Source organism: Micromonospora sp. CPCC 205561 (assembly GCF_036906775.1).
In the GTDB taxonomy this organism is placed as follows: Bacteria; Actinomycetota; Actinomycetes; order Mycobacteriales; family Micromonosporaceae; genus Micromonospora.
Genome location: NZ_JBAKHV010000019.1, coordinates 37477 through 52136, shown reverse-complemented (window position 1 = coordinate 52136; position 14660 = coordinate 37477). Strand labels below are relative to the sequence as shown.

Genomic DNA, 14660 nt, shown 5'->3' with positions numbered 1-14660 from the left:
TCGGGCTCACCGGTCTGCCCCTAGAAGGGGATGTCGTCGTCGGAGGTGCCGCCACCGGAGCCGACGACCGCGAACGGGTCGGCGGACTGGGTGATCGAGCGCAGCGTCTCGGACGGGGCCCGACCGGCCTCGGAGACGCGGGTGGCCCAGGCCGGGAACGGGAACTCCAGGCAGAGCGGCACCGGGATGTCGGGCTGGTTGACGAACATGGTGCCCGGCTTGGCCAGCAGCGCACGCTGTCGCTGGGCGGGCGGCAGGAAGCCGTACTCCGGGCGGGACGCCTCGGCCGGGTCGAGCCGGCCGACGACCCGGATCGCCGAGTTGGTGACGATCCGCCGCTCCACCTCGCTCGCCGTCTGCTGGGCGCCCACCAGGATCACCCCGAGCGAGCGGCCCCGCTCGGCGATGTCGAGCAGCACCTCCTTGATGGGGGAGGAGCCCTCCCGGGGGGCGTACTTGTTCAGCTCGTCGAGCACCACGAAGAGCAGCGGCTTGGCGGTGCCGGACTTCTCCTTGCGCTCGAACTCGCTCTTGAGCGTCACGCCGACCACGAAGCGCTGCGCGCGGTCCGGCAGGTTGTGCAGGTCGACCACGGTGACCTGGGCGCTCTCGGCGGTGTTGATCGAGTGCGGGCGGCGGGTGGCCAGGTCGCCCCGGATCAGCCGGGACAGGTCCTTCTTGCTGCCGATCAACCGGCGGGCGAACGCGTTGACGGTGCCCAGCCCGACCGCGCTGCCGGCCCAGTCGGAGCGGGTCTCGTCGTCGTTGAGCTGCTCGACGACGTGGTCGACGAGGTCGGCGTACGAGCCGAGGCGCACCCCGTCGATGCTCACCCCGCCGTCGGCGGGCTGGGCGTACCGGGCCAGGTGGGCGGCGACCGAGTGCACCACCATCGTGTACTGCTGGCGCTCGTCGTCGGCGTCGGCGAAGACGTAGGGCAGCAGGCGGTCGGCACAGAACTCGCTCAGCGTCCAGTAGAAGCTGTCGACCCCGGTGAGGCGGCTGCTCACGTCGGGCGTGCCGGAGGAGTCGCCGGGCCTGGGCGGGGCGTAGACCCGTACGTCGGGGAACGCGCCGGCGCTCAGGCCGAGCTTGGCGTAGGCGGCGCGGGTGGCGTCGTCCAACCGGGTGTTGGGATGGTCGAGGAAGAGCAGGTCCTCGCCCTTGACGTTGAAGATGAGCGCCTTGGCGTTGACCGCGTCGCCGCCCAGCACGCCGGAGCGGAAGACCGAGTAGAGCAGGAAGGTGGCGAAGCTCGTCTTCGTGGCGACCCCCGAGATGCCGGAGATCGACACGTGCGCGCCCCGGCTGCCGTCGAGGAAGTCGGCGTTGAGGTATACCGGCACCCCGTCGCGGCCCATGCCCATCGGGATGCGCCGCTCCATCCGGTCGAAGTGCAGCGCCCGGGCCCGGGCGTCGCCCTCGGCGCGGTGCACCACCGCACCGGGCGACGGCGGGACGTAGAGCTCCGGGTCGACGCGGGTGGTGGTGATCTCGGCGGCCTCCTGCACCTGGGCCGGGAGCGTGCCGTCGGCGATGGCGAAGACGTCGGAGTCGAACTGGGCGCCCTCGTGCCGGGCGCGCACCTGGGTGACCACCCCGGCGATCGTCACGGGCTCGCGGCCGGGCAGCTCGCGGCGGGTCACCACGACGTCGTCGAGCTGGAGGTAGCTGCCGGGGGAGACCGCCGTCCAGAACTGCAGCGGGGTGGCGTCGGCGGTGCCCAGCACCCGGCCGACCGCCTCGCCCGGGCCGTCGAACCCGTCGTCAGTCATCGGGCAACTCCGGTCGGCTGGTCGTCGCGGTCGGGGCACACGCCCTGCATCCTGCCCGAGGTGTACGACAGGTTGCCACGCGACGCGGCGGACGACACCCCGCCATCGGCCGCCGTCGACCGCTGGGTGCCCGCGCGGTGACGTTCAGTCGCGGGCGTAGCGGAGCATGAGGGTCCCGTCGGCGGCGGCGAGCACGTGCCGCAGCGGCAGGTGGCGCACCCCGCTGGCCGGGCCGGCGGTGATCCGCCCCGGACCCGCGCCGGCGAGCAGCGGCGCGACGGTGAGGCAGACCTCGTCCACCAGGTCGGCGGCGGTGAGCGTGCCGAAAAGCTGCGGCCCGCCCTCGCAGAGCACCTGGTCGAGGCCGCGCCGCCGTAGTTCCGCCAGGCCCGCCGCGAGGTCGACCCGGTCGTCGCCGCAGCGCACCACGTCGGCGACCTCGGCGAGGCCGGGCGGCGCCGACGCGCCGGCCCGGGTGAGCACCACCGGCCGCACCGGGGCGTCGGCGAACGCGGCCTGCGCCGGGTCCAGGGCGAGCGAGCCGGAGACGACGACCAGCGTCGGGTACGCCGGCAGGCCGTGCTCGCGGCGCCAGGCCCGGCGCCGCTCGTCGAGGCGGATCGCCCGGTAGCCCTCGTGCCGCAGGGTGCCGGCCGCCACGACCAGGGTGTCGCAGAGCATCCGCAGCAGGCCGAACACGCGCTTGTCCGGCTCGCCGGAGAGCCCGGCCGAATAGCCGTCGACGGAGACGCCGCCGTCGACACTGGTCACGAAGTTGACCCGCAGGTGGGGGCGGTCGGTCCGGCCGTAGCGCGCGATGAGCGCGGCGTCGTCCAACGGCTGTCCGGACGGTTCCGGCCAGAGTGCCGAGATCGGGGTTCCGACGCTCATTCGCCGGCCGGACCGGTGACCGGCGGGGTGGGGCCGGGGGCGCGGTGCTGGCAGTCGCACCAGTTCCGCCCGGGACAGTCGTCGTGCCGCCTCGCCCGGCACGCTCGGCAGATCATGTCCGCAGCCTATGCCGGGCAGGGGGCCACGGCATGCCGCGGCGGAGCTTCCGGCTCAGGATTTTCCCGTCCCGGCGTACGCCCTGGTCGCTGAACCGCTTCGGCTGCGCCGGCCGCCGGGCGTGCCCGGGGCGTGATCGACGCGCTGCCCGGCGGGCACGTCACGGCCCGTCAGCGACCGCTGAACCGCTTCCGTCGGCGGGATTCCCAGCTGACGCGGGTGTGCCGAGTGGCCGCAACCGCACCGCCCGGAGGGGAAACGCACTCGCGGTAACGATCTGGGAACGCTCCCACAGGCCTATTGACACTCCTGACACCCCCCGGCAATCTCATGGGAGCGCTCCCGGGCACCGTGGCACGACTCACCCGCGCCCCGCCCGGAGTCATCGACCGCCGGCCCGTCCGGCGACGGCGGCGCGCAGCACCCCCCACCACACCCACGTCAGCCTCACCACCGAAAGAGGGGTCAGGATGAGCCTCACCACGCGGCGTACCCGCATGGCGGCCGCCGCCCTGGCCGCGATCACCGCCATCGGCGGCCTCGCGGCCTGCGGCAAGGACGACGACGCTCCGGCGGCCGGCGAGAAGCCCGCCAAGCTGGTCGTCGACACGTTCGGCGAGTTCGGTTACGACGAGATCATCAAGCAGTACGAGAAGGACACCGGCATCAAGGTCGAGCTGCGGAAGGTCGCGCAGCTCAACGAGTACCGGCCGAAGATCGTCCGGGCGCTCGCCACCGGCAAGGGCGCCGCCGACGTGGTCGCCCTCGAGGAGGGCATCCTCAACGAGTTCAAGGCCAACCCGGCCAACTGGGCCGACCTCGCTCCGCTGGTCTCCGACCACAGCAAGGAGTACCTGCCCTGGAAGTGGGAGCTGGGCAAGGCGCCGGACGGCCGGCTGATCGGCCTGCCGACCGACGTCGGCAGCCTCGCCGTCTGCTACCGCCGGGACCTCTTCCAGGCGGCCAAGCTGCCGGTCGAGCGCGACCAGGTGGCGGCCCTCTGGCCGGACTGGAACGCCTTCATCGAGACCGGCAAGAAGTACCGCGCCGCCACCGGCAAGGGCCTGCTCGACTCGGTCACCACCGCCGCCAGCGCCGTCATGTTCCAGCAGGGCGGCGAGCTGTTCTACGACAAGGACGACAACATCGTCGCCGACAAGAGCGCGTCGGTGAAGACCTCGTGGGACACCGCGGTCGCGATGGCCGACGCCAACATCACCGCCGAGACGGCCACCTGGTCGCCGGAGTGGTCGGCCGGCTTCAAGCAGGGCACCTTCGCGGCCACCTTCTGCCCGTCCTGGATGCTCGGCATCGTCGCGGACAACTCCGGCCCCGAGAACAAGGGCAAGTGGGACGTCGCCCCGGTGCCCGGCGGCGCCGGCAACTGGGGTGGCTCCTGGCTCGGCGTCCCGACGCAGAGCAAGCACCAGAAGGAGGCGGCGAAGCTCGCCGAGTACCTGACCAACGCCCAGAGCCAGGTGGCGGCGTTCAAGCTCAAGGGCCCGCTGCCCACCAACCTGGAGGCGCTGAAGAACCCGGAGTTCCTCGGCTACACCAACGAGTACTTCAACAACGCGCCGACCGGCAAGATCTTCGGTGAGAGCGTCGCCAAGATCCAGCCGCTGCACCTCGGCCCGAAGCACCAGGCGGTGAAGGAGAACGCGTTCGAGCCCGCGCTGCGCTCGTACGAACAGGGGCAGGCCACCAAGGACAAGGCCTGGGAGCAGTTCGCCAAGGACGCCAAGACGCAGGGCGCCTTCTGACCCACCTCGTCGCCGAGTGGCGTCCGGGTCCACACCCGGGCGCCACCGGCGCCGTCCCGTTCCGCCCCCGGACGCCACCGGCGCCGTCCCGTTCCGCGTAACAGCGCCTGAGCGTCGGCACGCGTCCGCGCCGACGCCGGGAAAGGACCCCGCATGAGCCTCTCGGCCACGACGGCGCCGCCGTCGCCCGCAGCACCGCCACCCCGGCCGCCGTCGCGGCGCCGGTCCCGCTCGCACTCACTGACCCGGCTGGACCTGAAGTACTCCCCGTACCTGTACATCGCGCCGTTCTTCGTGGTCTTCGGCATCTTCGGGCTCTACCCGATGCTGCGGACCGCCTGGATGTCCCTGCACGACTGGAACCTGATCGGCGACCACAGCTTCATCGGGTTCGACAACTACGTCGCCCTGGTCAAGGACGAGTACTTCTGGAACGCCACGCTCAACACCTTCGGCATCTTCCTGCTGTCGACCATCCCGCAGCTGCTGCTCGCGCTCTTCCTGGCCAACCTGCTCAACCGCACATTCCTGCGCGCGCGCACGCTGTTCCGGATGGCGATCTTCATGCCGAACGTGGTCTCGGTCGCCGCCGTGGCGATCGTCTTCGGCATGCTCTTCCAGCGCGACTTCGGTGTGATCAACTGGCTGCTCGGCTTCGTCGGCGTCAACCCGGTCGACTGGGACGCCGAGCGCTGGAGCTCGTGGACCGCCATCGCCTCCATGGTCAACTGGCGGTGGACCGGCTACAACACGCTGATCCTGCTCGCCGGCATGCAGGCCATCCCCCGCGACCTGTACGAGGCGGCGGCGCTCGACGGCGCGAGCCAGTGGAAGCAGTTCTGGCGGATCACGCTGCCGATGCTCACCCCGACCTTCGTCTTCGTGGTGATCCTCTCCACGATCGGCGGGCTCCAGCTCTTCACCGAGCCCCTCGTCTTCGCCAACGGCAACATCATCGGCGGCGACCAGCGCGAGTTCCAGACCCTGGCCATGTACATGTACGAGCTGGGCATCGAGAACCTCAACACCGCGGGCTACGGCGCCGCGGTCGCCTGGGCCATGTTCCTGATGATCGCGCTCGTCTCGGGGATCAACTTCCTGCTCGTCCGCCGCACGGTGAAGTGAGGAACGCGGAGATGAACTCGGCATCCCGGCGCCTGTGGCGCACCAGCCCGCTGACGTACGTCGCGCTCGTCCTGGCGACGCTCTTCTCGATCTACCCGTTCTACTACATGGTGGTCATCGCCACCCGCAGCCTGGACTCGATCAACGACGTCCCGCCGCCGGTCACGCCGGCCGGGTCGTTCGGCGACAACTTCGGCCGGGTGCTCGACAACGAGGCGGCGAACTTCCTCACCGGCCTGCTCAACTCGGTGATCGTCTCCGGCATCGTGACGATCTCCGTGGTGATCACCGGTTCGCTGGCCGGCTTCGCCTTCGCCAAGCTGCGCTTCCGCGGCCGCAACGCCCTGCTGCTGATGATCATCATCACCATGATGATCCCGACACAGCTCGGTCTCATCCCGCTCTGGGGGATGATCCAGGACCTGAACTGGTTCGACACCCTCTACGCGGTGACCGTGCCGTTCCTGGTCAGCGCGTTCGGCGTGTTCATGATGCGGCAGTACGCCACCCAGGCCATCTCCGACGAGCTGATCGAGGCGGGGCGGGTGGACGGGGCGAGCACCTTCCGGATCTACTGGAACATCGTGCTGCCCGCGCTGCGCCCGGCCGCCGCCGTGCTCGGGCTGCTGACCTTCATGGAGACCTGGAACTCGTTCCTGTGGCCGTACGCGGTGCTCACCTCGGAGAACCCGACGCTCCAGGTCTCGCTGGCCTTCCTGTCGTACGCCTACTACACCGACTACTCGCAGGTGTTCGCCGCCACGGCGATCGGCACCCTACCGTTGGTGATCGTGTTCATCGTGTTCGGCCGCCAGATCGTCGGCGGCATCATGGAAGGCGCCGTCAAGTCGTGAGCAACCCCGCAAGCCCTCCCGCCGTCGGCGTCCTCGAGGACCGTCCGCCGCTGACCTTTCCGCCCGGCTTCCTCTGGGGCGCGGCCACCGCCGCGTACCAGATCGAGGGCGCGGCGGCCGAGGGCGGCCGGACCCCGTCGATCTGGGACACGTTCAGCCACACTCCGGGCCGGGTGGTCGAGGGCCACACCGGCGACGTGGCCTGCGACCACTACCACCGTCTCGGCCCGGACGTCGCGCTGATGGCCGAGCTGGGGCTGAAGTCGTACCGTTTCTCGGTCTCCTGGCCGCGCGTGCAGCCCGGCGGCTCCGGCCCGGCCAACGGCGAGGGGCTCGACTTCTACCGGCGGCTCGTCGACGAACTGCTGGGGCACGGCATCGAGCCGTGGCTGACCCTCTACCACTGGGACCTGCCGCAGCCGCTGGAGGACGCGGGCGGCTGGCCGGCCCGGGACACCGCCGCCCGGTTCGCCGACTACACCACGCTGGTCGCCGACGCGCTGGGCGACCGGGTGCGCTACTGGACCACGCTCAACGAGCCGTGGTGCTCGGCGTTCCTCGGCTACGGCTCGGGGGTGCACGCGCCGGGCCGCTCGGACGGCGCGGACGCGGTCCGGGCGGGGCACCACCTCATGCTCGGCCACGGCCTCGCCGTGCAGGCGCTGCGGGCGGCCCGGCCGACCGCCGAGGTCGGGGTGACGGTCAACCTCTACCCGGTCACGCCGGCCAGCGACGCGCCGGCCGACGCCGACGCCGCGCGGCGCATCGACGCGCTGGCCAACCGGTTCTTCCTCGACCCGCTGCTGCGCGGGTCGTACCCGGCGGACCTGATGGCCGACCTGGCCGACGTCACCGACTTCGGGCACGTGCGCGACGGCGACCTGGCGACCATCTCCACCCCGCTGGACCTGGTCGGCGTCAACTACTACAGCCGCCACGTCGTCGCCGCCCCGGTCCCCGGCGCCGAGCCGGAGCCGTACTGGCGGGCGCCCTCGTGCTGGCCCGGCAGCGAGGACGTCCGCTTCGTCACCCGGGGCGTCCCCGTCACCGACATGAACTGGGAGATCGACGCCCCCGGCCTGGTGGAGACGCTGCGGCGGGTGCACGAGGAGTACACGAAACTCCCGCTCTACGTCACCGAGAACGGCTCGGCCTTCGTCGACGAGGTGGTCGACGGGCGGGTGGACGACGTCGACCGGCTGGCGTACTTCGACGCCCACCTGCGGGCCGCGCACGAGGCGATCGAGGCCGGCGTGCCCCTGCGCGGATACTTCGCCTGGTCGCTGATGGATAATTTCGAGTGGGCCTGGGGTTACACCAAGCGGTTCGGGATGATCCACGTCGACTACGACAGCCAGGCGCGCATCCCCAAGTCCAGCGCCAGGTGGTACGCCGAGGTGATCCGACGCAACGGTCTGGCCGCACAATAGGCGAGGGCCAGCCATCAACGGGCGGCCCCGACGCCACCGGGTACCGGGCGGCGTCGGGGCCCGTCCGCCGTCGGAGGAGCAGAGAATGACAACGCAGCGCACCCGGTCGCTCGGGCGCCCGACCCTCGACGCCGTCGCCGCGCGCGCCGGCGTCGGTCGCGGGACGGTCTCCCGGGTGGTCAACGGCTCGCCGCAGGTGAGCCCCGAGGCGCGCGCCGCGGTGCAGCAGGCCATCGCCGAGCTGGGGTACGTCCCGAACCGGGCGGCCCGGGCCCTGGTCACCCAGCGCACCGACTCCATCGCCCTGGTGGTCTCGGAATCCGGGGACCGGGTCTTCACCGAGCCGTTCTTCGCCGGCATCGTCCGGGGTGTCAGCTCGGGGCTGCTGGAGACCCCGTTGCAGCTCTGGCTCGCCATGGTGCAGTCGCCGATCGAGCGCGAGCGGGTCGAGCACCACCTGACCAACCAGCACGTCGACGGGGTCCTGCTGCTGTCGCTGCACGACGCCGACCCGCTGCCCACCCTGCTGGAGGAGCGCGGGCTGCCCACCGTGCTCGGCGGGCGTCCGGCCCGGATGCTGCAACCGGGCGCGCAGCCGGCGTACTACGTCGACGTGGACAACGTGGGCGGCGCCCGGCGGGCGGTGGAATACCTGGCGGGCCGGGGTCGGCGGCGCATCGCCACCATCGCCGGCCCGCAGGACATGGGCGCCGGCCTGGGCCGGCTGACCGGCTACCGGGAGGCGGTCGAGGCCGCCGGGGGCGGGATCAACCCCGGCATGATCGCGTACGGGGACTTCAGCGAGGGCAGCGGCGCGGCCGGGATGCGCCGACTGCTGGAGGCATGCCCCGACCTCGACGCCGTCTTCGTCGCCTCCGACCTGATGGCGTTCGGCGCGCTGCGCGCGCTGCGCGAGGCGGGACGCCGGGTGCCCGAGGACGTAGCTGTCGTCGGCTTCGACGACGCTGCGATCGCCCGGCAGTCCGAGCCGCCCCTGACCACGGTCTTCCAGCCCGTGGAGGAGATGGGCAGGCAGATGGCCCGCCTCCTGGTCTCCCGCATCCGCGGCGAAGAACTCCCGTCGCCCCACATCCTGCTCGACACCCAGCTGGTCGAACGCGCCTCCGCCTGACCCCGGCTCGCCGCAGCTCTCAGCCCCCGGGCCGGCTCAGCCCCCGGGCCGGCTCAGCCCCCGGGCCGGCTCAGCCCCCGGGCCGGCTCAGCCCCCGGGCCGGCTCAGCCCCCGGGCCGGCTCAGCCCCCGGGCCGGCTCAGCCCCCGGGCCGGCTCAGCCTCCGGGCCGGCTCAGCCTCCGGGCCGGCTCAGCTCCCGGGCTGCTCAGCCCCAGCCCGCTCAGACCTCGGGCCGTTCGACCCCAGCCCGCCCAGATCCGGGGGCTGCTCAGACCCGGGGTGCTCAGACCCGGGGTGCTCAGATCTGCTGGCCGCCGGGCCGACGGGCGGTCGGCCGCCCCCCTGACGACGGCGGCGTGCCGCCCTGCTCCTCCGCCCGACCGACCCGCCAACGTGCCTTTCGAGCTGAGTCGTCTACGACATCACGGCCCCCGGCCCGCGTCTACGGCCCGCCGCCGCCCACCCGTTGCCCGTGGCCTGTGCCGCCGCCCACCCGTCGCCGCCCACCCGTCGCCGTCCGCCCGTCGCCGCCCGCCCGTCGCCGTCGCCCGTCGCCGTCGGGCGAGCCCCGGCCGCGCACCGGCGGCCGGGGAGCGGTCGCGGACGCCGCCGCTGAGGGTCGATCATCGTCCGCCGCCGAGTGTCGCCGCCTCCGCCGGCCGGACGAGTGGCCCTTGCCCGCCGCCCCGAGGTCCGGCCGCGCGCAGTCGGCCACAGCATGGCCCACCGTCCGTTGAGGTCAAGTCGTCGGCCGGTATTCGCTGTCCGCTGTCCGAGGTCGGCCGTCGGCGGTCGGCCGGAGGGAGCGGTCCTGGCCCACCGCCCGCTGGGGCCCCGGCCGTCTCCCGCCTTCCGTCGAGGATCGGCTGCTGCCCGCCGCCGACCGGTGGCCCTCGCCTGGCCATGGCGAAGGAGCGACCGGTCTCGGTCAATGACGGCCGGCTCGGTCACTGGTGACGGCCGCTGGCCACGCCTCACCAGCTCCGGCGCCCTCCTCGGCATCGCGCCCTGCCGGAGGTGGCTCCGATCCGGCCGAGGGCCGGGGGCGCCGGCTGTCGTTGAATCGTTTGTGACATCAGCTCGAAAGGGCCGGCAAGGCAGCATGCCAGCCCGGCCCCGGCCCCCGGCCCGGCCGCGCCGTGCTGCGGAGCGCGGCCGGTCGGGCACCACCTGACCGGGCGGGGTCGGCCCGAGCGGTGTGGTCAGTTCGACCAGCGGCGCAGTTCGCGTTTGGCCAGCGAGGAGCGGTGCACCTCGTCGGGGCCGTCGGCCAGGCGCAGGGTGCGGGACTGGGCCCAGAGCGCGGCCAGCGGGGTGTCCTGGCTGACGCCCGCGCCGCCGTACGCCTGGATGGCCTTGTCGATCACCCACTCGGCCATGGCGGGAGTAGCGATCTTGATGGCCTGGATCTCGGTGTGCGCACCCTTGTTGCCGACGGTGTCCATCAGCCAGGCGGTCTTGAGCACCAGCAGCCGGGCCTGCTCGATGCGCACCCGCGACTCGGCGATCCACTCGCGCACCACGCCCTGCTCGGCCAGCGGCCGGCCGAACGCGACCCGGTCGAGGGCCCGCCGGCAGAGCAGCTCCAGGGCACGCTCCGCCATGCCGATCAGCCGCATGCAGTGGTGGATCCGGCCGGGACCGAGCCGGGCCTGGGCGATCGCGAAGCCGGTGCCCTCCGTCCCGACGAGATTCGCCGCCGGTACCCGGACGTCGGTGAAGTCGATCTCGGCGTGCCCGCCGTGCGAGGCGTCGCTGTAGCCGAACACCGTCATGCCCCGGCGCACCTCGACGCCGGGGGTGTCCCTCGGCACCAGGATCATGCTCTGCTGGCGGTGCCGGTCGGCCCCCGGGTCCGTCTTGCCCATCACGATGAAGATCTCGCAGCGCGGGTCCATCGCTCCCGACGACCACCACTTACGGCCGTTGATCACGTAGTGGTCGCCGTCGCGGGTGATCCGGGTGGCGATGTTCGTCGCGTCGGAGGAGGCCACCTCGGGCTCGGTCATGCAGAACGCCGAGCGGATCTCGCCCTCCAGCAGGGGGCGCAGCCAACGCTCCTGCTGTTCCGACGAGCCGAACTCGGCGAGCAGCTCCATGTTGCCCGTGTCGGGGGCGGCGCAGTTGAGCGCCTCCGGGGCCAGGTGCGGGCTGCGCCCGGTGAGCTCGGCCAACGGGGCGTACTGGAGGTTGGTCAGCCCGGCGCCGTGGCGCGGGTCGGGGAGGAAGAGGTTCCACAGGCCGCGCTTGCGCGCCTCGGCCTTCAGCTCGGCCATCACCGGCGGACGGGCCCACGGATCGCCGGCGGCGGCCACCTGCTCGGCGTGCACCGCCTCGGCCGGGAGGACGTGCTCGGTCAGGAACGCGGTCAGCTCGGCCCGCAGCTGCTCGGTGCGGGTGTCGTAGGCGAAGTCCATCAACGCTCCCTGGCGGCGGTCAGCCCGTGTTCGACCAGCGGTGCCACCATGTCGCCGATCCGGTCGAAGCCCTCGCCGAGCGTCTGCCCGAGCGTGTGTCGGTAGTGGATGCCCTCGCAGATCACCGCGAGCTTGAAACAGCCGAGCGCGACGTGCCAGTGCAACGGCCCGACGTCGATGTCGCCGCGGGCGGCGTACCGCTCGATCAGCTCGGAGCCGGTGGGGAAGCCGGCGCGCGGACCGAGCCCGTCGGCGACCGGGTTGCCGGCGGCCGAGTCGCTGTCGCCGAGCACGTCCCAGTAGGTCAGCAGCAGCCCGAGGTCGGCCAGCGGATCGCCGATGGTGGCCATCTCCCAGTCGAGCACGGCCCGCACGCCGACCGGGTCGACGGTGGCGAGGAGATTGTCCAGCCGATAGTCGCCGTGCACGATCCGGCCGGCGTTGGCGCCCTCCGGCACGGTGCCGGCGAGCACGTCCCGCAGTTCCTCGATGCCGGGCAGCGGGCGGCTGCGGGAACGGTCGAGCTGGCCGGCCCAGCGGCGGACCTGCCGGGCCAGGTAGCCCTCCGGACGGCCGAAGTCGCCCAGGCCGACCGAGGCCGGCTCGACCGCGTGCAGGGCGGCCAGGGTGTCCATCATCGCCAGCGCCAACGCGCGCCGCTGCCCGTCGGTGAGCGGGTCGGTCTGGGCGCGGCTGCGGAACACCTCGCCGCGCACCCGTTCCATCAGGTAGAAGGGGGCGCCGATCACCTCGGTGTCCTCGCACAGCAGCAGCGCTCCGGGCACCGGCACGTCGGTCGGCGCCAGCGCGGAGATCACCCGGTACTCCCGGGCCATGTCGTGCGCCGTGGCCAGCACGTGCCCGAGCGGCGGGCGGCGCAACACGACCTCGCGCCCACCGGCGTGCAGCAGGTAGGTCAGGTTGGACTTGCCCCCGGCGATCAGCCGGGCCCGCAGCGGTTCGCCGGCCAGCTCGGGCCGGTGCCGGGCCAGATGGTCGGCGAGCCGGTCGAGATCCAGCCCACGGGGGGCGGCGGGGGCAGGGCTGCTGCCCGGCTCGTACGCGTCGACGGCCGGCTCGGTCATCCGATTAGTTGATGGCAGCTCCGCCATGTTGTCAAGGTCGGGATTTGACCCTCGGGACATGCCGCTGCAACAGGGGCGAAACGGCCACCCGGCAGGCTGGCGCCCAGCCTGCCGGCGAGCTGCCGGCCCGCCGAGCGGAGGGTTCAGACATGTTGCTGCGAGTTCGGGTCACCCTGCCGGACCGTCCCGGCACGCTCGGTCAGGTGGCGCGCACCATGGGCGTGTCCGGCGCGGACATCGTCCAGGTGGTCGTCCTGGAGCGGCTCGGCGGGCGGGCGGTGGACGACTTCACTGTGGTCTGGCCGGGCGCGGCCCGGGTCGAGCGGCTGCTCGCCGGACTGGCCGCGATCCCCGGCGTGCGGGTCGACGGGGTGTGGCGGGCGATCGGCGCGCCCACCGCCTCGGGGCAGGACGCCGAGTTGCTGGCCCAGGTCGCGGCGAACCCGACCGACGGGGTGGCGACCCTGGTCGACGCCCTCCCCGGGCTGCTCGCCGCCGACTGGGCGGTCGCGGCGGTGGTGCCGCTGGACTGGGCCTCGCGGAGCGGTTCCGCCGGGGAGGCGGCCGTCGGCCACGCCAGCTGGCGCGCGCCCGTACCGCCGCGGTTGCCGGAGGTGACCCCGCTGCGGGCCCGGGCGATCACCGTGCCCGGCGACGCGCACTTCGCGGTCGCGCCGTTCGGCCGGGCGGGCCTGGTCCTGGTGCTGGCCCGCGAGTGCGCCGGCTCGCCGGCCGCGGCGGCGTTCCACCGCACGGAGGTGGACCGGTTGGCGCAGCTCGTCCGGGCCGGCGCGGTGATCCTCGGCGACCGGCTCGACGTGGTGAAGGCTCCGCCGGTGGCGGCGAACCCCTGACCGGCGGGGGCGGGAAGGGAGCGAGCCATGACGCTGTGGCGGATCCGGGCGACCGTGGACGACCGGCCGGGCTACCTGTCGGTGCTCACGGCAAGCCTGGCGTTGCGCGGGGTCAACATCCTCGCGGTGCAGGTACACACCACGGAGCGGGGCGCCGTCGACGACTTCCTGGTCGACGCGCCGGACACGCTCGACGAGGCCGGCCTGGTCGCCGCCGTGGAGCGGGGGCGGGGCCGAGACTGCTGGGTGGCCCGCAGCGAGGCGCGCGGGCTCGCGGACCAGCCCACCCGGGCGCTCGGCCTGGCCACCCGCCTGGTGCGGGACCCGGACGCGACCGGGGAGGTGCTGCGCGCCCTGCTCGGCGCGGACGCGGTCACCTGGCGTCCCGGGTCGGCCGGCTCCGGCGGCGGGCTCGCCGACACGACCATGCTGCTGGACGACCCGGTCGGCGGGTCGTTCGCGCTGCGCCGCGCCGTGCCGGGCTTCACCCCGGCGGAGTACGCGCGGGCCCAGGCCCTGGTCGAGCTCTCCGCCGCCGTCGCGCGCCGGGCCGTCGAGCAGGTCACCCTGGCGCTGCCCGACGGCGCCGAGGCGACCGTACGGCCGGCCACCGCCGACGACCTGCCCGGCGTGGTCGAGCTGCACGAGGGGTGCTCGCCGCGCAGTCGCCACCGCCGCTACCTGGGCGGGGCGGCCGCGCCCTCGCCGGCCCGGCTGGGCCGGCTGCTGGAGCCCGCCCGGGGCGTGACCCTGCTCGCCACGGCCGGCGGCGGCACCGGGGAGGCGGAGCCGGTGCTGGCGATGGCCAACCTGCTCGCCGAGGGCGACGAGGCCGAGGTGGCGCTGCTGGTCCGCGACGACTGGCAGCGGCGGGGCCTCGGCTCGGCCCTGCTGCGCCGGCTGGTCCGGCACGCGGAGCGGGCCGGGTACGCGGCCCTGGTGCTGCACGTCCACGCCGAGAACGCCCCGATGCTGCGCACCGTACGGCGGCTCGGCCGGCCGACCCCGAGCGAGCGGGACGGTGGCCTGGTGACCCTGACCGTTCCGCTCGTGGCGGGCGCGCCGGCGCGGCACGGGTGAGCCGTCAGCCGTCGCCCGCGCGGCGGCCCTGCACGCCGGCGATCGAGGTGGAGCCGGGGAGACTCCTCGGCCGGGCTCTCCCCGAGGTCCATCGCGAGGGCGGCACCGGGCCGGCCGGTCGGATGCCGGCCCGGTGC

Annotated in this window: 11 protein-coding genes; 7 read left to right on the top strand and 4 right to left on the bottom strand. The window is 73.4% G+C overall.

Annotation, left to right across the window (positions count from 1 at the left end; translation table 11 throughout):
• Positions 1–20: 20 nt before the first annotated feature.
• Positions 21–1775 (bottom strand): ATP-binding protein, encoded by a 1755-nt coding sequence (locus tag V6V16_RS12860; RefSeq protein WP_334562231.1) that lies wholly within the window; start codon positions 1773–1775, stop codon positions 21–23.
• A gap of 144 nt (positions 1776–1919) precedes the next feature.
• The gene (locus tag V6V16_RS12855; RefSeq protein ID WP_334562230.1) at positions 1920–2666 is read right to left on the bottom strand and encodes a pyrimidine reductase family protein; all 747 of its coding nucleotides are present in this window, start codon (positions 2664–2666) and stop codon (positions 1920–1922) included.
• 587 nt (positions 2667–3253) lie between these two features.
• Here V6V16_RS12855 and V6V16_RS12850 point away from each other — a divergent pair.
• From V6V16_RS12850 to V6V16_RS12830, 5 genes are all read left to right on the top strand, one after another.
• On the top strand, positions 3254–4546 hold the full coding sequence (locus V6V16_RS12850; RefSeq protein ID WP_334562229.1) for an ABC transporter substrate-binding protein: 1293 nt from the start codon (positions 3254–3256) through the stop codon (positions 4544–4546).
• A 153-nt stretch (positions 4547–4699) separates the two neighbouring features.
• Positions 4700–5671: a carbohydrate ABC transporter permease gene (locus tag V6V16_RS12845; RefSeq protein ID WP_334562228.1), complete on the top strand. Its 972-nt coding sequence runs from the start codon at positions 4700–4702 to the stop codon at positions 5669–5671.
• An 11-nt stretch (positions 5672–5682) separates the two neighbouring features.
• Complete coding sequence (locus tag V6V16_RS12840) at positions 5683–6525, top strand: carbohydrate ABC transporter permease (protein WP_334562227.1); 843 nt, start codon at positions 5683–5685, stop codon at positions 6523–6525.
• Positions 6522–7955 (top strand): GH1 family beta-glucosidase, encoded by a 1434-nt coding sequence (locus V6V16_RS12835; protein WP_334562226.1) that lies wholly within the window; start codon positions 6522–6524, stop codon positions 7953–7955. The genes V6V16_RS12840 and V6V16_RS12835 overlap by 4 nt, the downstream gene beginning before the upstream one ends.
• A gap of 85 nt (positions 7956–8040) precedes the next feature.
• Complete coding sequence (locus V6V16_RS12830) at positions 8041–9087, top strand: LacI family DNA-binding transcriptional regulator (RefSeq protein ID WP_334562225.1); 1047 nt, start codon at positions 8041–8043, stop codon at positions 9085–9087.
• Between the two features lie 1202 nt (positions 9088–10289).
• Here the strand turns inward: V6V16_RS12830 and V6V16_RS12825 are convergent.
• On the bottom strand, positions 10290–11504 hold the full coding sequence (locus tag V6V16_RS12825; protein WP_334562224.1) for an acyl-CoA dehydrogenase family protein: 1215 nt from the start codon (positions 11502–11504) through the stop codon (positions 10290–10292).
• Positions 11504–12589, bottom strand: coding sequence for a phosphotransferase family protein (locus V6V16_RS12820; RefSeq protein ID WP_334562223.1), 1086 nt, complete (start codon positions 12587–12589; stop codon positions 11504–11506). Before V6V16_RS12820 ends, V6V16_RS12825 begins: the two co-directional genes overlap by 1 nt.
• A gap of 149 nt (positions 12590–12738) precedes the next feature.
• Here V6V16_RS12820 and V6V16_RS12815 point away from each other — a divergent pair, with 149 nt between their 5' ends.
• Both V6V16_RS12815 and V6V16_RS12810 read left to right on the top strand, forming a co-directional pair.
• Complete coding sequence (locus tag V6V16_RS12815; protein ID WP_334562222.1) at positions 12739–13443, top strand: amino acid-binding protein; 705 nt, start codon at positions 12739–12741, stop codon at positions 13441–13443.
• Between the two features lie 27 nt (positions 13444–13470).
• Entirely contained in the window at positions 13471–14523 is a 1053-nt protein-coding gene (locus V6V16_RS12810; RefSeq protein WP_334562221.1) for a GNAT family N-acetyltransferase, read from the top strand.
• Positions 14524–14660 lie beyond the last annotated feature (137 nt).

Excerpts from the sequence above, each read along its gene's own strand:
- V6V16_RS12860 (WP_334562231.1), bottom strand. The coding sequence starts at position 1,775 with ATGACTGACGACGGGTTCGACGGCCCGGGCGAGGCGGTCGGCCGGGTG.
- V6V16_RS12855 (WP_334562230.1), bottom strand. The coding sequence starts at position 2,666 with ATGAGCGTCGGAACCCCGATCTCGGCACTCTGGCCGGAACCGTCCGGA.
- V6V16_RS12850 (WP_334562229.1), top strand. The coding sequence starts at position 3,254 with ATGAGCCTCACCACGCGGCGTACCCGCATGGCGGCCGCCGCCCTGGCC.
- V6V16_RS12845 (WP_334562228.1), top strand. The coding sequence starts at position 4,700 with ATGAGCCTCTCGGCCACGACGGCGCCGCCGTCGCCCGCAGCACCGCCA.
- V6V16_RS12840 (WP_334562227.1), top strand. The coding sequence starts at position 5,683 with ATGAACTCGGCATCCCGGCGCCTGTGGCGCACCAGCCCGCTGACGTAC.
- V6V16_RS12830 (WP_334562225.1), top strand. The coding sequence starts at position 8,041 with ATGACAACGCAGCGCACCCGGTCGCTCGGGCGCCCGACCCTCGACGCC.
- V6V16_RS12825 (WP_334562224.1), bottom strand. The coding sequence starts at position 11,504 with ATGGACTTCGCCTACGACACCCGCACCGAGCAGCTGCGGGCCGAGCTG.
- V6V16_RS12820 (WP_334562223.1), bottom strand. The coding sequence starts at position 12,589 with ATGACCGAGCCGGCCGTCGACGCGTACGAGCCGGGCAGCAGCCCTGCC.
- V6V16_RS12815 (WP_334562222.1), top strand. The coding sequence starts at position 12,739 with ATGTTGCTGCGAGTTCGGGTCACCCTGCCGGACCGTCCCGGCACGCTC.
- V6V16_RS12810 (WP_334562221.1), top strand. The coding sequence starts at position 13,471 with ATGACGCTGTGGCGGATCCGGGCGACCGTGGACGACCGGCCGGGCTAC.